The organism is Brevibacterium sp. HMSC08F02 (assembly GCF_001807555.1).
GTDB classification, from domain to species: domain Bacteria; phylum Actinomycetota; class Actinomycetes; order Actinomycetales; family Brevibacteriaceae; genus Brevibacterium; species Brevibacterium ravenspurgense.
In genome coordinates this window covers 39,902-59,814 of record NZ_KV789342.1, presented here as the reverse complement: position 1 = coordinate 59,814, position 19,913 = coordinate 39,902, and the positions used below count along the sequence as shown (strand labels likewise).

The 19,913-nt window shown below is 62.1% G+C and carries 18 protein-coding genes; 13 read left to right on the top strand and 5 right to left on the bottom strand.

Going from position 1 to position 19,913, the window contains the following annotated elements; translation table 11 throughout:
- Nucleotides 1–94: 94 nt before the first annotated feature.
- Nucleotides 95–1,588: a DUF1846 domain-containing protein gene (locus tag HMPREF3172_RS00990; protein ID WP_070514775.1), complete on the bottom strand. Its 1,494-nt coding sequence runs from the start codon at nt 1,586–1,588 to the stop codon at nt 95–97.
- A gap of 64 nt (nt 1,589–1,652) precedes the next feature.
- Here HMPREF3172_RS00990 and dapB point away from each other — a divergent pair, with 64 nt between their 5' ends.
- Both dapB and HMPREF3172_RS00980 read left to right on the top strand, forming a co-directional pair.
- Nucleotides 1,653–2,393 (top strand): 4-hydroxy-tetrahydrodipicolinate reductase, encoded by a 741-nt coding sequence (gene dapB, locus HMPREF3172_RS00985; RefSeq protein WP_083281340.1) that lies wholly within the window; start codon nt 1,653–1,655, stop codon nt 2,391–2,393.
- On the top strand, nt 2,393–2,851 hold the full coding sequence (locus tag HMPREF3172_RS00980) for a hypothetical protein (RefSeq protein ID WP_070514774.1): 459 nt from the start codon (nt 2,393–2,395) through the stop codon (nt 2,849–2,851). Before dapB ends, HMPREF3172_RS00980 begins: the two co-directional genes overlap by 1 nt.
- Nucleotides 2,852–2,873: 22 nt before the next feature.
- Here the strand turns inward: HMPREF3172_RS00980 and HMPREF3172_RS00975 are convergent, their stop codons facing one another.
- Nucleotides 2,874–4,052, bottom strand: a complete 1,179-nt coding sequence (locus tag HMPREF3172_RS00975; RefSeq protein ID WP_070514772.1) for a heparan-alpha-glucosaminide N-acetyltransferase domain-containing protein — start codon at nt 4,050–4,052, stop codon at nt 2,874–2,876.
- A gap of 71 nt (nt 4,053–4,123) precedes the next feature.
- Here HMPREF3172_RS00975 and dapA point away from each other — a divergent pair, with 71 nt between their 5' ends.
- Both dapA and HMPREF3172_RS00965 read left to right on the top strand, forming a co-directional pair.
- A complete protein-coding gene (gene dapA / locus HMPREF3172_RS00970) occupies nt 4,124–5,041 on the top strand; it encodes a 4-hydroxy-tetrahydrodipicolinate synthase (RefSeq protein ID WP_070514770.1) in 918 nt (305 codons plus the stop codon).
- The gene (locus HMPREF3172_RS00965; RefSeq protein WP_061943538.1) at nt 5,038–6,738 is read left to right on the top strand and encodes a ribonuclease J; all 1,701 of its coding nucleotides are present in this window, start codon (nt 5,038–5,040) and stop codon (nt 6,736–6,738) included. The genes dapA and HMPREF3172_RS00965 overlap by 4 nt, the downstream gene beginning before the upstream one ends.
- A 113-nt stretch (nt 6,739–6,851) precedes the next feature.
- On the opposite strand, the gene HMPREF3172_RS00960 is transcribed toward HMPREF3172_RS00965, so the two are convergent.
- Entirely contained in the window at nt 6,852–7,580 is a 729-nt protein-coding gene (locus HMPREF3172_RS00960) for an IclR family transcriptional regulator (RefSeq protein ID WP_070514769.1), read from the bottom strand.
- Between the two features lie 127 nt (nt 7,581–7,707).
- Here HMPREF3172_RS00960 and HMPREF3172_RS00955 point away from each other — a divergent pair, with 127 nt between their 5' ends.
- Both HMPREF3172_RS00955 and aceB read left to right on the top strand, forming a co-directional pair.
- Nucleotides 7,708–9,093 (top strand): FAD-binding oxidoreductase, encoded by a 1,386-nt coding sequence (locus HMPREF3172_RS00955; RefSeq protein WP_070424565.1) that lies wholly within the window; start codon nt 7,708–7,710, stop codon nt 9,091–9,093.
- 120 nt (nt 9,094–9,213) lie between these two features.
- On the top strand, nt 9,214–10,812 hold the full coding sequence (gene aceB / locus HMPREF3172_RS00950) for a malate synthase A (RefSeq protein WP_070514767.1): 1,599 nt from the start codon (nt 9,214–9,216) through the stop codon (nt 10,810–10,812).
- Between the two features lie 131 nt (nt 10,813–10,943).
- Here the strand turns inward: aceB and HMPREF3172_RS00945 are convergent, their stop codons facing one another.
- Nucleotides 10,944–11,714, bottom strand: a complete 771-nt coding sequence (locus HMPREF3172_RS00945) for a fructosamine kinase family protein (protein WP_070514764.1) — start codon at nt 11,712–11,714, stop codon at nt 10,944–10,946.
- 51 nt (nt 11,715–11,765) lie between these two features.
- On the bottom strand, nt 11,766–13,163 hold the full coding sequence (locus HMPREF3172_RS00940) for a uracil-xanthine permease family protein (RefSeq protein ID WP_070514762.1): 1,398 nt from the start codon (nt 13,161–13,163) through the stop codon (nt 11,766–11,768).
- Nucleotides 13,164–13,381: 218 nt separating this feature from the next.
- On the opposite strand from HMPREF3172_RS00940, the gene HMPREF3172_RS00935 reads away from it, so the two are divergent.
- The 7 genes from HMPREF3172_RS00935 (at nt 13,382) to HMPREF3172_RS00905 (ending at nt 19,809) form a co-directional block, all read left to right on the top strand.
- Entirely contained in the window at nt 13,382–16,096 is a 2,715-nt protein-coding gene (locus tag HMPREF3172_RS00935) for an FtsK/SpoIIIE family DNA translocase (protein WP_070514787.1), read from the top strand.
- Between the two features lie 17 nt (nt 16,097–16,113).
- Complete coding sequence (gene pgsA, locus HMPREF3172_RS00930) at nt 16,114–16,722, top strand: CDP-diacylglycerol--glycerol-3-phosphate 3-phosphatidyltransferase (protein ID WP_061943557.1); 609 nt, start codon at nt 16,114–16,116, stop codon at nt 16,720–16,722.
- Nucleotides 16,723–16,726: 4 nt separating this feature from the next.
- Nucleotides 16,727–17,314, top strand: coding sequence for a CinA family protein (locus HMPREF3172_RS00925; RefSeq protein WP_070514760.1), 588 nt, complete (start codon nt 16,727–16,729; stop codon nt 17,312–17,314).
- Between the two features lie 174 nt (nt 17,315–17,488).
- Nucleotides 17,489–17,803, top strand: a complete 315-nt coding sequence (locus tag HMPREF3172_RS00920) for a helix-turn-helix domain-containing protein (RefSeq protein ID WP_019174891.1) — start codon at nt 17,489–17,491, stop codon at nt 17,801–17,803.
- A gap of 10 nt (nt 17,804–17,813) precedes the next feature.
- Nucleotides 17,814–18,041: a DUF3046 domain-containing protein gene (locus HMPREF3172_RS00915; RefSeq protein WP_019174892.1), complete on the top strand. Its 228-nt coding sequence runs from the start codon at nt 17,814–17,816 to the stop codon at nt 18,039–18,041.
- Between the two features lie 251 nt (nt 18,042–18,292).
- On the top strand, nt 18,293–18,934 hold the full coding sequence (locus HMPREF3172_RS00910; RefSeq protein ID WP_141741543.1) for a hypothetical protein: 642 nt from the start codon (nt 18,293–18,295) through the stop codon (nt 18,932–18,934).
- Between the two features lie 398 nt (nt 18,935–19,332).
- A complete protein-coding gene (locus tag HMPREF3172_RS00905) occupies nt 19,333–19,809 on the top strand; it encodes a PKD domain-containing protein (protein ID WP_070514758.1) in 477 nt (158 codons plus the stop codon).
- The last annotated feature ends 104 nt before the right edge of the window (nt 19,810–19,913 follow it).

The window sequence follows — 19,913 nt, the reverse complement described above, 5'->3', positions numbered from 1 at the left end:
GAAGGCGGGGAACATGGTGTTCCCCGCCTTTTCTGTGCCCTGATTCTGTGGGCAGCGCGGCTCCTGGCAAAGCTGCCGGCCGCCCTGCCTGAACTCAGCGTTTGTGGTAGAGCGACTTGCGCTGGTACTTGGGGTCCGAGGTGACGCGCATCTGCAGGTTGCGGAACACCTCTTCGTCCACTGAACCCAGGAGGGTGGTGGTGTGCACATCGCAGCTGCGCAGGTCCTTCAGCTTGGCCAGCGCGGCGTCGGCGTGCTGGTCAGCCGTAGCTGAGGCTGATAGTGCGATGAGAACTTCGTCCATGTGCAGGCGGGGATTGCGGCTTCCCAGGTGCTGGGTTTTGAGTGTCTGGATGGGTTCGATGTTCTCCGGCTGCAGCAGGTGCACGTCCGGGTCGATGCCCGCCAGGTGTTTGAGCGCGTTGAGCAGCATGGCGGCTGAGCAGCCCAGCAGTTCAGAGGTTTTGCCGGTGATGATGGTGCCGTCGTGCAGCTGCATGGCCGAAGCTGGCTGCCCCGTGGATGCTTCAAGGTTCTGGGCAATGCCGATGATCGGCCTGTCCGCCGGGGTGATCTGTGCTCTGCGCATGATGACGGCGATCCGCTCTGACACCGTGTTGTCGACGTTTTCTCGGCGTTCGTCAGCAAGCGCGGTGAAGTAGCGGCGGATGATTTCCTGTTGGGCCGCGTGCCGCACGACGCCGTCGTCGCTGATGCACATGCCCACCATGTTCACACCCATGTCGGTTGGGGACTGGTAGGGCGATTCTCCGTAGAGCTCTTCGAGGGTGGCCTTCAGCAGCGGGAACACTTCGATGTCTCGGTTGTAGCTCGTGGCTTCCCGGCCGTATGCGCGCAGGTGGTAGGCATCGATGACGTTGATGTCGTCAAGGTCTGCCGTTGCAGCTTCGTAGGCCAGGTTGACCGGGTGTTCCAGGGGGAGGTTCCAGATGGGGAAGGTCTCAAACTTTGCGTAGCCGGAGGTGATGCCGCGCTGGCTGTCGAGGTAGAGCTGCGACAGGCACGTGGCGAGTTTGCCCGACCCCGGGCCGGGGCCGGTGACGACGATGAGGTCGCGGGTGGTTTCGACCCAGTCGTTTCTGCCGAAGCCGTCTTCGCTCATGATGAGCGAGGTGTTGCTGGGGTAGCCGGGGATGGTCACGTGTCGGGCGACCGTGAGCCCCAGGCGTTCGAGCTTGGTGATGAATTCGCGGGCTTTGAGGTTGCCGTCGTCCAGCTGGGTCATGACGACGTTGTTGACGGTGAAGCCCTCGTCGCGGAAAGCGTCGATCAGCCGCAGGACGTCGTCCTCATAGCTGATTCCCAGGTCGGCCCGGATTTTGTGGCGGTCGAGATCGCGCGCGCTGACGCAGACGAGGATTTCGAGTTCGTCCTTCAGTTCGGCAAGCATTGCCAGTTTGTTGTCCGGGGTGAAGCCCGGCAGAACGCGTGAGGCGTGATTGTCGTCGAAGAGCTTGCCGCCCATTTCGAGGTAGAGCTTGCCGCCGATGTCGCGGCGCCGCTGGGCGATGTGTGCTGACTGTTGGCGGATGTATTCTGCGCTGTCGAATCCGAGGGGAGCCTGCATGGTCTTTGATATTAACACCGCGGTGGGATGACAAAATGGACCTGACCGACAGAAAGGGAATCACGTGGCAGTCAAAGTCGCAGTCATCGGAGCATCAGGACGCATGGGCTCGCACGCCGTCGAAGCGGTGAAAGCAGCCGACGGCATGGAGCTGGTGGCGACGATCGGCCGTGGGGACGATCTTTCCGCCGTGGTGGAAGCCGGAGCGGACGTCGCCGTTGAGCTCACTGTGCCCAAATCAACGGAAGACAATGTTCACTTTCTGGTCAGCCACGGCATCCACTGTGTCGTGGGCACAACGGGGTGGAGTGACGAACGTCTGCAGCGCCTGGAACAGCTGACCGAGCAGCACCCGGACGTCGGTGTTCTCATCGCGCCGAACTTTTCCATTGGGGCGGTTCTCGCCATGCAGTTCGCCGAGCTCGCCGCACCCTATTTCGATTCTGCGGAAGTCATCGAAATCCATCACACGCGCAAACTCGACGCTCCATCCGGCACAGCCGTGTCGACCGCCCAGCGGATTGCCGCAGTGCGCCGCGATGTGGGCCTGCCGGATGTTCCCGACGCAACAGAGGACGACCCGCACGGTGCTCGCGGAGCCGTGATCGACGGCATTCACGTGCACGCCGTCCGCCAGCTGGGCATGAATGCTTCCGAGGAAATTCACTTCGGCTCAGCTCACGAAGCACTCACCATCCGCACGGACTCACACTCGACCGAAGCCTTCATGCCGGGCATCATCACGGCCGTCGGCAAGGTCGACCAGCACCCAGGCCTGACGGTGGGGCTGGAAAAGTACCTCTGATGTCCAAAGCGAAGATCGGTGCGGCAGTCATTTCGGTGCTGCTGCTCCTGTACCTCGTCTTCATGGTGCAGCGCGGCATGATCATGCTGCGCGAACCGAATATCGTCGCGAAGCTGTTGGCGGTCGCGCTGCTGGTGCTGCCGATCATCGGCGCGTGGGCGCTGATCGTTGAGCTTCTGTTCGGCGCTCGCATTGAGCGTTTGGGCAAGCAGCTGGCCGAGGAAGGCGGGCTCCCAGCGGATGATCTCCCGCGCACACCAGGTGGGCGGATTGTCCGCGAAGCCGCCGACGAACAGTTCGAGCTCTACGCTCGCGAAGCCGAGGAAGCGCCGGATGACTGGCGGTCCTGGTTCCGCCTGTCAATGGCCTATGACGCAGCCGGTGACCGCCGTCGCGCCCGCAGCACCATGCGCAAGGCCATCACAATGGAGCGAACCGCTCGCCGCGAATCCAGCTGATCCAGCCGAACCTCGGCGCTCCTCAACCGACTCGGTCGACTTGACCCCGCCTCGTCCGCTTTCCGCGCACTGCCAGCCGCACAATCGCGGCGATAGCGGTCTCCAACGGGCCTCGTCGCGAAATGAGCGCCTTCCACACCATGGCGATGCCGATGAGCACCAACCCGTGTGTCACATACTCCTGTGTTGGTGCCATGCCGGCAGTCATTTCGAGCAGCACCACGTGCAGGGAGTACGCGGTCAGTGCCATTGAGCCGGGGGCAGTCAGCGGCAGCAGAAGACGCGGAGCGAGCGCGGGGAAGCTGGTGAACAGCAGACAGAACACCCCGATGACCGCTACCGCGACTCCCGCTGTTCCCACGAGGTCCGGGGGAGTGCCGGTGTGCGGGCCGTTCACTGCCAGCCACCACGCGGTGTCGGTGGGGACGGTTCCCCAGTTGCCGTAGGTCGTCGCCTGTTCAAGAAGGCCCGGTTCTTCAGCCGCCGAGGCGGAAAGCACCTCCCAGCCGCGGCTCACCAGAAGCAGGGATGAGATGGCTGAGGCCATGATGGCTGTTCCCAGACCGACAGCGCTCGCCGTTATTGCAGTCTGCCGTGACCAGGGGACATGCGCGAGCGCCATGCCCACGAGGATGTAGCTCATCCACTGCAGCGCGGGGTAATAGCCGGTGAGCACAACCGACTGCAGCAAGCCCGCCGGATCATAAAGCGAATCGAGGCTCGGGACGTTGAAGTCCTGTTCCAGCTGCCAGTGGGCGCGGACTGCGTGGGACACGAGGGGAGAGGCTGCGAGCCACACGGCTGCGAGTGCTGCAAGTGTGCGACCGCGCAGGGGAAGCAAGACGGACGCGGCAATGAACAGGAAGCCGTAGACGGTGAGGATGATGGCCAGGCGAGTGCTGACAGTGCCGAGCACGAGGCCGATTGCGAAGATGATGATTCCGCGGATGACCGCGGCTGCAATGGCTTTGCCCGGGGTGGACAGAGCCCGTGAACGCGAAGCCAGAACCAGAGAAAAACCAGCAAGAACTGCGAACAGGGCGCTGGAACGGCCCGCGAACACAACAGCCCAGGTCGGTTCGAGGTCATCAGTGCTGAGACTGAAGATGTGGGTGACGATCATCCCGAAGAGGGCCAAGCCGCGCGCCGCATCCAGCCACTGCAGACGCCCGGGCGGGAAGAGCCTGTTCGCAGAGTTCATGGGCTCGATTCTGCCACGGCTCGACCGTGGTCACGGGCCACTTCGACACCTGCTGACGGTACAGTAGGGGCATGGCTATTCAGGGAGATTCACAGGCAGCGGAAGCGATCGCAGCTTTCGGTCGCGTCGGTACGGCGATGCTGACGCCCTTCAAGGGTGATGACGTCGACTTCGATGCGCTGCAGGCTGTTGCCAAGCACCTGGTGGCCACGGGCAACGACATGCTCGTCGTCTCCGGCACCACCGGCGAATCCCCGACAACGTCATTTGAAGAAAAGGGCGACCTTCTGCGCGCCGTGAAAGAAGCCGTGCCGGAAAACGTCCGCGTCGTTGCGGGCATCGGCACAAATGACACGCGCACCTCGATTGCAAATGTCGAACAGGCCGTCGAAGCCGGAGCTGATGGACTTCTGGCCGTCACGCCCTACTACTCCAAACCGTCGCAGGCGGCCATTGCCGAACACATGCGGGCAATCGCCGATGCTTCGGACCTGCCGGTCATGCTCTACGACATTCCCGGCCGATCGGGTGTGCCGATCGAAAAGGAAACACTCATCGAACTGGCCGATTGCCCCACAATCCTCGCGGTCAAAGACGCCAAGGGCGACCTCGCATCGACGATCGAGGTAATGGCCAGCACTGATCTTGTGTACTACTCGGGCGAAGACGCCCTTAACCTGCCGCTGCTGGCCTCCGGTGCCGTAGGCGTGGTTTCGGTTGCGGCGCACGTCATTGCCCGCCCCCTGTCTGAAATGGTGGATTTGGTCGCTGCGAATGACATCGCCGCGGCTCGCCGCCTGGCCCTGGACCTTGCTCCTGCGGTCGATGCAATCATGAATCACATGCCCGGAGTGGTTGCCGCCAAGGCCTGCCTTGAGCTCATGGGCGTGATTCCCTCCCGCGCAGTTCGCATGCCTCTTCTGCCGGCCACGGCGGACCAGGTCGACTTCCTGCGCCGAACATTGGAAGGACACGGTTTTCTTCAGTGATTGAACTGCCAACCGACCTCGGAACACCCCCGAAGGTCGACCCCAACGCCCTGCGGATCGTCGCTCTTGGCGGTCTCGGTGAAGTCGGGCGCAACATGACGGTCTTCGAGACCGACGGCAAACTGCTCATCATCGATGCCGGTGTGCTCTTTCCCGAAGAAGAACAGCCGGGAGTCGACCTCATCCTGCCGGACTTTTCGTACCTTGACGGGCGCGAAAAAGACGTTGTCGGCATTGCGCTGACCCACGGCCACGAAGACCACATCGGCGCTGTGCCCTACCTGCTGCGCAAACTGGGCCGCGACGTCCCGATTCTCGGTTCAACCCTGACCCTGGCTCTTGTCGAACCGAAGCTCAAAGAGCACCGCGTGCGGGCCAAGACGAAAGTCGTGTCGGAAGGCGACCGCGAAAAGCTCGGCCCGTTCGACCTCGAGTTCATTGCCGTCAACCACTCCATTCCGGATGCTCTGGCCATTTTCCTGCGCACGGATGCGGGAACCATCCTGCACACGGGTGACTTCAAAATGGACCAGCTGCCCCTGGACGGCCGGATTACGGACCTGCGCTCTTTTGCTCGTGTCGGAGAAGAAGGCGTCGACCTCTTCCTGACGGACTCCACCAACGCGGAAGTTCCCGGCTTCACGGCTCATGAGCGCAACATCGGGCGGGTGCTTGAACAGCAGTTCAGCCACGCCTCGCGCCGTGTGATCGTCGCGTCCTTCGCATCCCACGTCCACCGTGTGCAGCAGGTTTTAGAAGCCGCTGTCGCCCACGGACGCAAGGTGGCGTTTGTCGGCCGGTCCATGGTCCGGAACATGAAGATCGCCCAGGAACTGGGCTACCTTCAGGCTCCAGCGGGTTCGATCATCGACATCAAACAGGTCGAAGACCTCCCCGAAGACCAGGTGGTGCTCATGTGCACCGGTTCGCAGGGTGAGCCCATGGCGGCACTGTCGCGTATGGCCAACGGCACCCACCAGATCGACCTGACCGAGGGCGACACCGTCATCCTGGCAAGTTCGCTCATCCCGGGGAATGAAAACTCGGTGTCCCGCGTGATCAACGGCCTTATGCGCCTAGGTGCAACCGTGATCCACAAGGGCAATGCCGCGGTGCACGTGTCCGGCCACGCATCGGCCGGTGAGCTCCTGTACGCCTACAACATCGTGGAGCCCAAGGGCGTTATGCCGGTTCACGGCGAGTGGCGCCACATGCTCGCCAACGCGAAGCTGGCAATGGAAACCGGCGTGCCCAAGGAAAAGGTTGTCGTCGCCGACGACGGCTGGGTTGTTGACCTCAAGGACGGGCAGGCTTCGATAGTCGGAGCTGTGCCGTGCGAATACGTTTTCGTCGACGGCAAGTCGGTCGGCTACGTCACGGAAGACGATCTGCGCGACCGTCGCGTGCTGGCCGGCGAGGGCTTCGTGTCGATCTTCATGACGATCGACGTGAAGAACCGCGAGATCGTTGCCGGGCCGGAAATCCACACGCGCGGTGTTGCTGAGCACGACCGTGTTTTCGACACCATTAAGCCGAAGATCACGAAGGCTGTTGAAGACGCGCTCGATGACGGTGTGAAGAATCAGCACCGTCTGCAGCAGATCATTCGCCGCACCATCGGCCGGTGGCTGTCGACCAAGCTGCGGCGCGGTCCGATGATCGTGCCGATGGTTGTTCTTGTCGGCGACGAAGACTGAGCGTCGGAGCTGCTAAGGCAACGACTCTGAGAACTTGAAAGGCTGGGCGAGGGGAAACCCTCGCCCAGCCTTGTCTTTGCGGGCTGTCTGCGCGTCGTGTGCGGACGTGCGGCTTAGGTGCGGGCCTCCCACACCGCGGTCAGCTTCGCCGCTGCGGCATGCAGTTCTTTGGCGAAGGAATCGTAGACGTCTTCTGTCAGGCGGGATGTGGGGGAGGACGTTGAGAGCGCCGCGGGCACGGGCGCGCCCGGCACGTGCACTGCCAGGCACCGCACGCCGACTTCCTGTTCTTCGTCATCAAGGGCGAAACCGCGTTCGCGGCTGAGCTCCAGTTCGGCTCGCAGTGCCGGGGCATCAATTGACGAGGTGGAGGCGAGTATCGCGTCAACCTCACCGGAAGGCAGGTGGGCAAGCGTCGCTTTGCCTACGCCGGAGCTGTGCATGGGCACGCGCGCGCCGACTTCTGTGAACATGCGCATGGATCGACGGGATGCAGCCTGGGCAACGTAGGTCATGGTTGTGCCCTGCATAAACGCCAAGTTGACGGTTTCGCCGAGCTTGCCTGCCAGTTCGTCGAGAATGGGCTGCAGATCATAGCCGACCTGCGCGGCTGCCTGCGCGCCCAGGCGGATGAGGGCCGCTCCTAGGGAGTAGCGTTTGTCGGGGAGCTGCCCCACGTAGCCGCGGGCGGACAGGGTCGCCAGAATGCGGTGGACCGTCGGGGCCGGAAGACTCAGCTGCTCTGCAATGTCGATGGAGCGGGCAGCCCCGCCCATGGAGCCGAGCGCCTCGAGGACATCGAGGGTGCGGTCGACTGATTGAACTCGCGATGTCGGTGCCAATTCGCCTCCTGACTGCACACACGTGACAATGCGACGTAGAACACATCTAGCGTAGTATACTAATTTCACTAGATGGAAATGAAAATTCATTTCTGAACTTTGCCGTTGATACGCAAAAGGTGGGCAAATGCTCGAAGAACTGATCTCCTCCCTGCCCGAGGGTGTTGTCACCGTCAATCCCGACCAGATGGAGGCGTACCGTCGCGACCGTGCGAACGACCCCAATGCCGGCATGCCGCTGGCCGTTGTGCGAGCGCGCAGCGCTGAGCACGTGCAGACTGCAGTGCGTTGGGCGGCGAAGCACGATGTCCCCGTCATTCCCCGAGGCGCCGGTTCGGGTCTGTCGGGCGGCTCCACTGCGCAGGACGGCGCGATTGTCATTTCTTTGGACAAAATGCGCGACATCACGATCGACGTCGCAACCCGCACCGCTGTCGTGCAGCCCGGTGCGTACAACGGTGAAGTCAACGCGGCAGCTCAGGCTGAGGGGCTGTGGTATCCGCCGGACCCGGCTTCGCGCGAATTCTGCTCGATCGGCGGCAACATTTCGACCAATGCCGGTGGTCTGTGCTGCGTGAAGTACGGCGTCACGACGGACTACGTGCTTGGGCTGAAGGTGGTGCTGGCTGACGGCAAGCTCATCACGCTGGGCGGCCCCCGCGTCAAGGATGTGGCAGGGTTCTCGCTGACCAAGCTGTTCATCGGTTCGGAAGGTGCGCTCGGCATCGTCGTCGAGATCACCCTGCGTCTGGTGCCGCAGCAGCGCACCCCGTCGACCCTCGTGGCGATCTTCCCGAGTCTTGAGTGCTCCTCGAAGGCTGTCCTCGACATCACTCGCAGCATGCGGCCCTCAATGCTCGAATTCATGGACAACCCGACCATCAACGCCGTTGAAGACGACCTGCGCATGGGCCTGGATCGTACTGCGGCGGCCATGCTCATCATCCAGTCGGACGAACCGGCAGAGTTTGCGGCATCCGAAATGCAGCGGATGGAAGACATCTGCAACGCGGCCGGTGCTACCGAATGCCTGTCGACAACCGACCCGGATGAGGGTGAGCAGTTCGCCTTTGCCCGTCGCCACGCGATTCCCGCCATCGAGAAGACCGGCTCCATCCTTCTGGAGGACGTCGGCGTTCCCATTCCCAAGCTGGGTGACCTCGTGGTGGGCATTGCGGAAATCGCAGAGCGCAACGGCGTGCGCATTCCCGTTATGGCTCATGCCGGCGACGGCAACACCCACCCGCTCGTCGTCTTCGATCCAACCGTTGAAGGTGAGGAAGAGCGTGCCAATAAGGCCTACGGCGAGGTCATGAGCCTCGCCATCAACCTGGGCGGAACCATCACCGGCGAGCACGGTGTTGGCAAGCTCAAGCAGCCCTGGCTGAAGGACTACCTGGGCGAGGACGTCTACGAACTCAACGAGCGCATCAAGAAAGCCTTGGACCCCCAGGGCATCCTCAACCCCGGAACGATGGTTGTCGTGGGCCCGCACGCTAAGCCCAGCGCCTGACTATGGCAATGCGGAAGCCGGCTGGGGCAGCTATTGACTCCAGCCGGCTTTTCCGTCTAATCTTTCAATGTGTGAATCAAAGATTTCACAATGTGAAATCACACGAATAGGAGACAGACAATGACCACTGCCGAACTGCAGCTGCCCGAAGGCATGGAAATCACCGCTGAGCTCAAGCCCGAATACTCCAAGGTCCTCACCGCTGAGGCCCTGCAGCTCATCGCCGACCTGCACCGCAAGTACGAAGGCGAACGCCAGGACCGCCTGGCCGCGCGCGTCGAACGCCAGAAGTTCCTCGACGAAGGCGGCGAACTCGACTTCCTCGAAGAGACCAAGGCCATCCGCGAAGACGAGACCTGGCAGGTGGCGCCTCCTGCCCCCGGCCTGGAAGACCGCCGTGTTGAGGTCACCGGCCCCACGTACCGCAAGATGACGATCAACGCGCTTAACTCCGGCGCCAAGGCGTGGCTGGCAGACCAGGAAGACGCCAACACTCCCGCGTGGGACTCCGTCATCGGCGGACAGATCAACCTGCTTGACGCAACCAACCGCGAAATCGACTTCGTTGCCGAAGAAACCGGCAAGGAATACAAGCTGCGTCCCGACGAAGAGCTGCCCACAATCATCGTGCGCCCCCGCGGCTGGCACATGACCGAAAAGCACATCCTCGTTGACGGCACTCCTGTCTCCGGTTCGATCGTCGACTTCGTGCTGTACTTCGCAAGTGCCGGCCGCAAGCAGATTGAAAAGGGCCGCGGCCCCTACTTCTACCTGCCGAAGATGGAATCGCACCTGGAAGCCCGCCTGTGGAACAACATCTTCGTTGACGCTCAGGAAGCCCTCGGCGTTCCGCGCGGCACCATCCGCGCCACCTGCCTCATCGAAACCTACCCGGCGGCGTTCGAAATGGAAGAGATCCTCTACGAACTGCGCGAACACTCCTCGGGGCTCAACGCAGGCCGTTGGGACTACATCTTCTCGGTCATCAAGACCCACCGGAACAAGGGCGAAGACTGGATCACCCCGGACCGCGCTCAGGTGACCATGACCGTTCCGTTCATGCGCGCCTACACCGAACTTCTGGTGCGCACTTGCCACAAGCGCGGTGCACACGCCATCGGCGGTATGTCGGCATTCATCCCCTCGAAGGACGAAGAAGCCAACAAGAAGGCATACGACCAGGTCACGAACGACAAGTCGCGTGAAGCCGGCGACGGCTTTGACGGTTCGTGGGTTGCCCACCCCGGCATGGTCGAAACCTGCAAGGAAGCTTTCACCAAGGTTCTGGGTGACCGCCCCAACCAGATCGACAAGAAGCGCGAAGACGTCACCGTCACCGCAGCCGACCTCCTCAGTGTGAAGGACACCCCCGGCCAGATCACGGAAGGCGGCCTGCGCACCAACATTTCGGTGGGCATCCAGTACGTCCAGTCGTGGCTCAACGGCAACGGTGCCGCTGCCATCAACGGTCTGATGGAGGACGCCGCGACCGCTGAGATCTCCCGCAGCCAGGTGTGGCAGTGGGTCAAGGAAGGCGTGAAGCTGGACGACACGGGTGAGCAGATCACCAAGGACTTCGTGCAGAAGCTCATTGACGAAGAGACCGCGAAGCTCTCCGGAGACAACCTCGAGCAGGCAACCAAGCTCTTCACCGAAATGGCGCTGGATGACGAATACCACGACTTCCTCACCCTGCCGGCTTATGAGCTGCTGGGCTGATGGAAACCTGAGCTGAAGGATCCTCCTCCCGAAGCTCAACACTGAGGCCCCCGCGAAGTGTTCGCGGGGGCCTCAGTGCGTTCTGGCAGCGGTCAGTGGGCAGCTGTCGCAGAGCAGCCGTCCAACGGCAGTCACCTGCCGCGCAGAACCTCTTCAGCGGCTGACACAGTGTCTGGCGTGTACATCGATCCGAACAGGTGAACGTGGGCCAGAAGGCCGAACAGCTGGTGTGCGGGAATATCGTCACGCCAGCCGCTCGGCATGGGGTGTTCGGATTCATAGCCGGCGAAGATTTCGTTCAGGTGGGCAGCGCCGAACATGGCGAGCATCGCCAGATCTTCTAATCGGTGACCGCCGTGGGCGGCCGGGTCGATGAGCACCGCACCGTCTGCCGTCCACATGACGTTGCCGCTCCACAGGTCGCCGTGGACGCGTGCTGGTTCTTCTGCCGGCCCGCCGGCAATGCCGTTGTAGGCGCCTTCTGCGATGAGGTCGACTGCTTCTTCAACCGTGGCTGCGCCTCGGGCTCCCAACTGCCCGCGAGCGCGCTCCAAAAGCGGGCGCAGACGGTCCTCAGCCCAGAACTCACCGAAAGACTCACGAGGTGCCGCCGGCACCTCGAACGGCTGACTCAGGGGACCGAAGTAGGCGGGGGAGCGGGGCGCCCAACCGAACCCCGGTGCGCCTGAGCTGTGCAGGCGGGCCAGCTGCGCACCAAAGGTGCGCGCCGCCTCGGGAGACGATGGGGCGGGCTCTAGTCGTTCAAGCTCGAGTCGGTCATCGGCTACGCCGAGGACCCGAACCACCGGAATGACCCCGGGTTCAGCCAGCCATCGCAGACCGGCAGCTTCAGCTTGGAAGAAGCCAGTGGGAGCACCTGCGCGCTGTTTGGTGAAGGCCATGTACTTCAGTGTAGGAGCAGCCTCATGACCTCGACCTGCTGCCGCGGACTCTTAGCTGGTTTTGCCGGCGGGTCTGTCTGGCCAGTCTTGGTGCCCCTTGGTGCGGGGCACGTTGATTCCGGCCTCTTTGCCGGCCGGGGCCGAGGCGGGGCTTGCGGATTCGTGGCTCGTACCCCGGATCTTCGCGATGGTTCGCATGAGGTGGTAGATGCCGATAGCGCACGCAGTGCCGATGGCAATGCCCTCAAAGCGCATGCCAGCCGGGGCCCACGTGTAGTTGGCGATGGCGGTGATCATGGCAACTGCCGCCGTGTTGAGGTTGACAGGGTCGGAAAAGTCGACGCGGTTCTGCACCCAAATGCGGATGCCGAGCATGCCGATCATGCCGTAGAGAACAGTGGCGGCACCGCCGAGAACGCCCGGCGGGATGGTGGCAATGGCCGCACCGAACTTCGGCGTCATCGACAGTGCCAGCGCACACAGGGCGGCAAACATGTAGGCCGCCGTCGAATACACGCGGGTTGCGGCCATAACACCGATGTTTTCAGCGTACGTCGTCGTACCGGAGCCGCCGCCGGAACCGGCCAGGGCGGTTGAAAGGCCATCGGCGATGAGCGCGCGTCCCGTGATCGGGTCGAGGTTCTGGCCGGTCATAGCCGACACTGACTTTACGTGGCCGATGTTCTCCGCCACCAGAACAAACACCACAGGAATGAACAGACCCAGGTGCGATGCATCAAAGGCCGGTGCGTGGAAGGTGGGCAGGCCAACCCATGAAGCCTCGCCGATGGCAGAGAAGTCCACTTCGCCTCGGATGACTGCGGAGATGTACCCGGCCGCCACACCGAACAGAATCGAAAGCCTGCCGATGATGCCGCGGAAGAACACCGTGATGAACAGAATCGCCCCTATCGTCACCATCGCCGTAACGGGTGCGAGCTTCACCCAGTTCCACGCGGCAGGTGCCAGGTTGAAGCCGATGAGCGCCACAATCGCACCAGTGACCACCGGCGGCATCGTCACCTCGATCCAGCGCGCACCGGCAAAGTGCACGATCACGCCGATCACCAGCAGTGCAACACCCGTCGTGATGATTCCACCCTGAGCAAGAGCCATACGCTCGGGATCAACACCCAGACCGGACTCCGGATCAAAACCGGTGATCGCCCCGATCGGTGCCAGCAGCGCAAAAGACGAACCGAGGTACGACGGCATCTTGCCAAGCGTGATCAGCAGGAACAGCAGTGTGCCGATCGCAGTGAAGAACAGCGTCGTCGACGGCGGAAAACCTGTGAGAAGCGGCACAAGGAACGTCGCACCGAACATCGCGACAACGTGCTGGGCTCCGATCCCGAACGTCCGACCCCAGGTCAGACGCTCCCTGGGGAGCACCACCTCGCCGGGGGATACGGACTTGCCATCGCCGTGCAGCGACCAGATGCGGTGCATGGTTCTCCTCGTGTCGACAGGCGGGTGTGCTACACGCCGCAGACCACAGAATACGCGGCCTGGGCCGCCTACGGGCCTACTATGGTTCCATGGCGACCAGTACGACTTCCCCCGCTGCTGGTAAGCGCAAGAAGCGCGCGAGCAGTGCATCTGCCGAACCCGAAGCGGGGCCCAAGAAAGCAAACCCGGTGACCGGGGCATGGATGGGAGTTTCCCGCATGGCAGGCGATCGAACCCGCAAGGTGTTCTCAGAAGAACCCCACGACGACCCATCGCCAACCCGCCGTGACGGCACCGGCTTCTTCCTCATCGGCTTAGCCCTCGTCGTCGCTGCATTCGAATGGTGGAACATCCCCGGAGCCATCGGCGGTGCAGTGCGCGCTGTTGTTGAGGGCACCGCTGGCCGTGTTGCGCTGGCGCTGCCGATCATCTTCGTGGGCTACGCCGTGCGCCTGTTCATGCGCGGTGCTGACACCCGCGGCAACAACCGCATTCTTTTCGGCCTCATCGGCTTCGTCGCCGCCGCTGCCGGTCTTGCACACATCTATGCCGGGGTGCCCACGTTCGCCAATTCGCACGAGGCGATGGCCAACGGGGGAGGCGCCATCGGCTTCCTCTTGGCGACGCCCCTTGTGGCTGCTGTCACCGAATACGTTGCGGTTCCGCTGCTGATCCTGCTGGGGCTGTTCTCGGTGCTCGTCATCACAGCAACCCCGGTGCAGGAAATCCCGTCGCGCCTCATGGGTGCCTACGACCGTCTGACCGGCGGACGTTCGCAGCGGTCGGACGATGATGACGAAGGCAGTGTTGACCTGGTCGCCGAAGACCGTCGCACGTCGACGCTGAAGCCGATGGGCGCAAAGCGCCGCGGCCGGAAGAAGCAGGACGACGCTGATGCCGAGAAGTCGCGGGCCTATGACAAGGCTGTCATCGAAGAGTCCGAGACTCCGCCCTCGCAGCAGCAGACCACCGTTATGCCCGCATCGAGTGCTTCTGCCGCACCTGTCGCTGAAGACGCCGAAACGGAAGTCTTCGACGTCGATGCGCCGAAGCCCGGCCAGCGCCGCCAGACAAGGGCCGAAAAGGAACGTGCTGAGCTTAAGAAGAGCCTCGGCATGGACGATGCTGCTGAAGAGGAAGCGGATGCCAGTGCTGCCAAGAAGGCAGACATTGTTCCCGCGGTGTCCACACCGGCCCCGCAGCCGACCGGCGAGCTTCCCGAACGTGTTACCCAGCTGTCGCTTGACGGTGATGTCACGTACACGCTGCCCAGCACTGATCTGCTCTCAGCTGGCCCTCCGGCCAAGGAGCGTTCGGAAGCCAACGACCGTGTTGTCGCTGCGTTGCGTGACGTCTTCGAAGAGTTCAAGATCAACGCCGAAGTGACTGGCTTCAGCCGCGGACCGACGGTCACCCGCTACGAAGTTGAGCTGGGACCGGGCACAAAGGTTGAGAAGATCACCAACCTGTCGAAGAACATCGCCTACGCGGTGGCCAGCGCCGAAGTGCGGATCCTGTCGCCGATTCCCGGCAAGTCCGCCATCGGCATCGAGATCCCCAACAGCGACCGCGAAACCGTGGTCCTCGGGGATGTTCTGCGCTCCGGTGCGGCCCGCCAAACGGAACACCCCATGGTTGTCGGTGTCGGCAAGGACGTCGAAGGCGGCTTCGTTGTTGCCGATCTGTCGAAGATGCCGCACATGCTCGTGGCCGGTGCCACCGGTTCCGGTAAGTCGAGCTTCATCAACTCCATGATCACCTCGATCATGATGCGGGCAACCCCGGATGACGTGCGCATGATCCTTGTGGACCCCAAGCGTGTGGAGCTGACGATCTACGACGGCATCCCGCACCTCATCACCCCCATCATCACCAACCCGAAGAAGGCTGCAGAAGCCCTCGAGTGGGTTGTGAAGGAAATGGACGCCCGCTACGACGACCTCGCGCACTTCGGCTTCAAGCACGTGCGCGAGTTCAACAAGGCCGTCCGCGAGGGACGCATCACACCGCCGGCCGGTTCGGAGCGCACGCTTCAGCCCTACCCCTACCTGCTGGTGGTCGTGGATGAGCTCGCCGACCTCATGATGGTCGCCCCGCGCGATGTCGAAGCTTCGATTCAGCGCATCACCCAGCTGGCCCGTGCCGCTGGCATCCACCTGGTGCTGGCAACCCAGCGTCCGTCGGTCGATGTTGTCACCGGTCTTATCAAGGCGAACGTGCCTTCCCGCCTGGCATTTGCGACCTCGTCGCTCGCGGACTCCCGCGTGGTCCTCGACCAGCCGGGTGCTGAAAAGCTCATCGGCCAGGGTGACGCTCTGTTCCTGCCGATGGGTGCATCACGCCCCATGCGTGTGCAGGGTGCGTGGATCAACGAATCTGAAATCGAAAAGGTCGTTGAACACGTCAAGGGTCAGCTGTCGCCGAACTACCGTGAAGACGTCCAGCAGGCTGCCCCGCAGAAGCAGATCGACGAAGAGATCGGCGACGATATGGACGACCTGCTGCAGGCCGTCGAACTCGTTGTCACGACTCAGTTCGGTTCGACCTCGATGCTGCAGCGCAAACTGCGCGTGGGCTTCGCCCGTGCGGGACGACTCATGGACCTCATGGAGTCCCGCGGAATCGTCGGACCGTCCGAAGGTTCGAAAGCTCGCGACGTGCTGGTCAAACCGGAAGACCTCCCGGCCACACTCGCCTACATCAAGGGCGAAACTCCGCCTGCAGAAGAATCAGCACCCGCAGACACCGCACCTGCCGCCCCAGCCGACACCAACCCCGGTGGGGTAGGAGGGGACCAGGTGAGCTCCACCTCGTCAGACCCGCTCAGCCATTCCGACTACACGGATGACAGCGGGCGGACTTACGACGCCGAAACCGGGCTCGAGGTTGTGGAAGCCGGCGGCGAGGACGCTTGGGATCTCACCGGCCGCTGAGCGATACAGTGAGCATGATGGAAACTTCGAAACAGGCACCCAGTTCGTGGAATGTGCCCAACGCTTTGACGGTCCTGCGGATCCTCATGGTTCCGCTGTTCCTGTGGCTGCTCCTGTCCCAGGGCGGACAGGACCCGGTCTTGCGGCTGTGGGCGTTCGGCATCTTCTGCCTGGCGATGATCACCGACTGGATTGACGGCACGGTGGCCCGCAAATACGGGCTGATCACCGACTTCGGCAAGATTGCCGACCCGATTGCCGACAAGGCGCTCATGTCCGCAGCGTTCATCGGCCTTGCGATCATCGGCGGGCCCGGCGGTCTGCCGTGGTGGGTGCCGGTCATCATCCTTGTGCGCGAATACGGCATCACCGTGATGCGTCTGATCGTGGTCAAGAAGATCGTGCTGCCGGCTTCGAAGGGCGGCAAGATCAAGACTGTTCTGCAGACTGTGGCCGTGGGACTGCTGCTCCTGGTGGTTCCGGTTGGACACCTGGGCATTTCCGGACTGACCGTGGGACTGCTGGTTGTGGCATGGGTGATCCTCGTTGCCGCGATCGTCCAGACCCTGTGGTCGGGAATGCAGTACGTGGTTGATGTCAGCCGGGCATTGAAACAGGCAGGCTGAGACTGTGGGTGCTGCTGGTGGCGTTGAGACGGTTGGTGCGGCTGGTGAGCCGCGGCCTAGTGGCGTTCGCGCCGCTGGTGAGCCGCGGCCGGCTGCCCGCGAAGTCATTGCCGCAGCGACCCAGCGCGGCCTGACGGTCAGCACGTGTGAATCCCTGACGGCAGGTCTTCTGGCAGCTTCGCTGGCAGACGTGCCGGGCGCTTCGGCAGTTCTGCGAGGGGGACTGGTGACCTACGCGACCGGACTTAAGCACAGCTTGGCCGGCGTCGATGCTGATCTCCTGAGCGAGCGGGGCGCGGTTGATCCGGATGTCGCTCTGCAGATGGCACGAGGTGCCGCTGAAGTCTGCGGTGCTGACTTCGGGGTTTCCTGTACTGGGGTTGCGGGGCCCGAGCCGCAGGACGGCAAACCCGTCGGCCGGGTGTACATCGGGCTGTGGCGCGCCGGTGGCGGTTCTGCCGGCGATGCTGGTGCTGGCGACGGCGAAGGGCGCGGGCGAGGTGAGCGGTTCGACTTTTCGGGCAGCCGAGCGCAGATCCGCAGTCAGGTTGTCGATGCCTGTTTGGAACTTCTGGCCGCGGCCGTGAAATGAGCCGGTGGTGGTCTTTCGGTGGTTTTGGGCACGAGCGCGCTGAAACCTGAATGGATCATCAGTGCTTGAGTCAGGGCCTGCCTGTAGGCTTGGGGAACAAATCTTCACCGGCCGTGGTTGGTGATAGATGATGAACGAACAGATTTTTACGAGTCGCCTAGAGGGAGGCCACCTATGACTCTCGTCCGTACGGAAATCGGCGACACTCTGCGCTCGGCGCGCCGCCGTCAGAACCGCACTCTGCGCGATGTTTCGACGGGTGCGCGCGTTTCACTCGGCTACCTCAGCGAAATCGAACGCGGTCAGAAAGAAGCATCGTCGGAGCTTCTGGCATCCATTTGCTCTGCTCTTGATGTTCCACTGTCAGTTGTTCTGCGGGAAGTCAGCGATCGCATCGCTCTGGCCGAAGGCGTCGAAATTCCGGACACCGTGCCGGCTGAAATGTCTGAAAGCTACCTGGGCGGGGACGCCCTGGCGCCGCAGCGCTGATTCTCTGCTGATGCAGCACACCGTTTACTGGGAGCTCATGGAAGATGAGTTCGGTTCAATGCGCGCTCGTTCGCTGCACACCGACCTCGCACTGAGTTCGCTTGGTTCCCGCACACCAGCTGAAGCCTTTGACGCTGGTTACGAGCCACGCGAAATCTGGGAAGCCATCTGCGAAAGCGCGGGGGTTCCTTTTGAGCGTCGTTTGGGCAAAGACAAACCACTGTCGACGCCGTTCTGATAAAGGCAGGTCTCGTTTTCAGGTGACGTGTTCACCGCTGTGATTGTGCTGTAGCGCCGGGCCTTTCGCCCGGCGCTTCTGCATTTCTGCGAAGGCCAAGCTCGCTGGCCTTGTGTGTCAGGTGTGCCGCGGACCTGCAGTTTCTTCGCGCCGGACGGATTTTGTCCACAGATTTGCAATGGGTCTGGTCTTGCGGTTGTCCAATCAATAGCCTGGAAAGCAGAACACGAAGATGTGGCGAACAGGAATCAATGATGCTTTCTCTGCCTTTGCAGTCTCTGGTTGGCAACTCGTATGTGCGCAAGGTGCGACGTTTGGCGGCCGCGGTGTGTGTCGGGTGCTTGGTCCTTTCTGGCTGTTCCAGTGGGAGTGCCGAGGCTGAAGGCGTGGACGGGACTGCTTCTGGTTCGCCGTTTGCTGAACCTGAAGACCCAACCCCGAAGATTCCGGAATACACGGTTGAGGAAGGGCTTGAGCTTTCTGACGATGACAAACAGCTGGCTGACGAAGCCGTTGTCTTTTTCGCTGAGTACATGGCTGCCGGCAATAGAGCATTCCGAGACGGCGGAGTTTACTGGGAGAAGTACAACAGCATGGTTGGCGATGACCTGTTGGAAGTGCAGGAACAAGGGCGTAAACAGGCTGAAGCTGACGGCTTTCTCGCGAAGAACGATTTGGTTGCGTCGGATGTGACAGTAGGCGACCTGGACTCAACTGTCCCCAAAGTGTTTGTTACGGCGTGCATGCATTACAGCGAGTGGGAAACTGAGAACTCTGACCGTGTGCGCGGGAAGAAGCAAGATTTCAACTCGGTTTCTGGGTACTTCCTGGAGAAACGCGGAGATGATTGGCTCGTTGTTGAGATCGGAAACGTGCAGAAAAAATGCGCCTAACTTCTGCCGCTGCAGTCAGTCTTTTGATCCTGACAGCGCACCTGTTGATCGCTACACCTGCCTACACTGCGTCGTGTGCGGCGTTCTCGGATGGAATCAATTGCTCCAACGAGGTTACGGAAAAAGGTACGGCGCCTCATAAGCCTGCCCCGTCCAAGCCCGGTTCTGGGCCTTCGAAGCAGCGTCCCGGCAAGCCAAAAGCGGGTAAGTCGGGTCCGCGGAAGCCGTCTCCGCCTCCTGTGCGGTGGCATAACCGGTGTGGTGGGCGTGCGATCAGTGTTGATGGTGGTCAGTGTTGGGTTCGGTATGAGCAGCCGCGCCTGCCGTCTCAGCCTGGCCGGCCATCAGGAGGGCGAGCACCTGTCCAAGGTGAGCCGGCCGAACCGGCTGTTCCCGTTGTGACGCAGAAAGACTTCCAGTCGGTCCCTCTGTCTGCCGCGGAGGTTCATGTATGGCCGGATGGTTGGGGTGTTGCCGGCAAGCGCACAGCGTTTTGGACGGATGACACCACGCAGACGAAGACGTTGACCATGTTGGGCCAGGAAGTGACGGTCGAAGCAGTCCCCGTGTCATGGCGGTGGGATTTTGGTGATGGAACAGTCAAGTGGACGCATTCGCCGTGGCGTAAGCCGGTGAGTTTGGAGCGCGCTGGTTTCTATCACGTGTACAGCGAAGCTGAGCACGTGAAAGTGACAGTCACTGTGAAGTATGAGGGCAGGTTCCGCGTGGGCAATGGCCCGTGGACGGACATTGAAGGAACAGCCGAAAAGACGAGTCCGCCGCGTGACGTGACCATATACCGCTACGAAAAGTACGTGGTGGGAGAGCACTGCAAGAAGCAGAACTGCTTGGACGAAAACCGCGCTAACCGCTGACGCTTTCACTGCCGATTCTCTAGTCAGGGTTATCCACAGAACTGTGATGGATCTGGTCATGCGGTTGTCGAATCAATAGCCTGGAAAGCAGAACACGAAGATGT

Bases quoted from the DNA above. Each gene is read 5' to 3' on its own strand.
- HMPREF3172_RS00990 (WP_070514775.1), bottom strand. From the start codon at position 1,588: ATGCAGGCTCCCCTCGGATTCGACAGCGCAGAATACATCCGCCAACAG.
- HMPREF3172_RS00980 (WP_070514774.1), top strand. From the start codon at position 2,393: ATGTCCAAAGCGAAGATCGGTGCGGCAGTCATTTCGGTGCTGCTGCTC.
- HMPREF3172_RS00975 (WP_070514772.1), bottom strand. From the start codon at position 4,052: ATGAACTCTGCGAACAGGCTCTTCCCGCCCGGGCGTCTGCAGTGGCTG.
- dapA (WP_070514770.1), top strand. From the start codon at position 4,124: ATGGCTATTCAGGGAGATTCACAGGCAGCGGAAGCGATCGCAGCTTTC.
- HMPREF3172_RS00955 (WP_070424565.1), top strand. From the start codon at position 7,708: ATGCTCGAAGAACTGATCTCCTCCCTGCCCGAGGGTGTTGTCACCGTC.
- aceB (WP_070514767.1), top strand. From the start codon at position 9,214: ATGACCACTGCCGAACTGCAGCTGCCCGAAGGCATGGAAATCACCGCT.
- HMPREF3172_RS00945 (WP_070514764.1), bottom strand. From the start codon at position 11,714: ATGGCCTTCACCAAACAGCGCGCAGGTGCTCCCACTGGCTTCTTCCAA.
- HMPREF3172_RS00940 (WP_070514762.1), bottom strand. From the start codon at position 13,163: ATGCACCGCATCTGGTCGCTGCACGGCGATGGCAAGTCCGTATCCCCC.
- HMPREF3172_RS00935 (WP_070514787.1), top strand. From the start codon at position 13,382: ATGGCAGGCGATCGAACCCGCAAGGTGTTCTCAGAAGAACCCCACGAC.
- pgsA (WP_061943557.1), top strand. From the start codon at position 16,114: ATGGAAACTTCGAAACAGGCACCCAGTTCGTGGAATGTGCCCAACGCT.
- HMPREF3172_RS00920 (WP_019174891.1), top strand. From the start codon at position 17,489: ATGACTCTCGTCCGTACGGAAATCGGCGACACTCTGCGCTCGGCGCGC.
- HMPREF3172_RS00915 (WP_019174892.1), top strand. From the start codon at position 17,814: ATGCAGCACACCGTTTACTGGGAGCTCATGGAAGATGAGTTCGGTTCA.
- HMPREF3172_RS00910 (WP_141741543.1), top strand. From the start codon at position 18,293: ATGATGCTTTCTCTGCCTTTGCAGTCTCTGGTTGGCAACTCGTATGTG.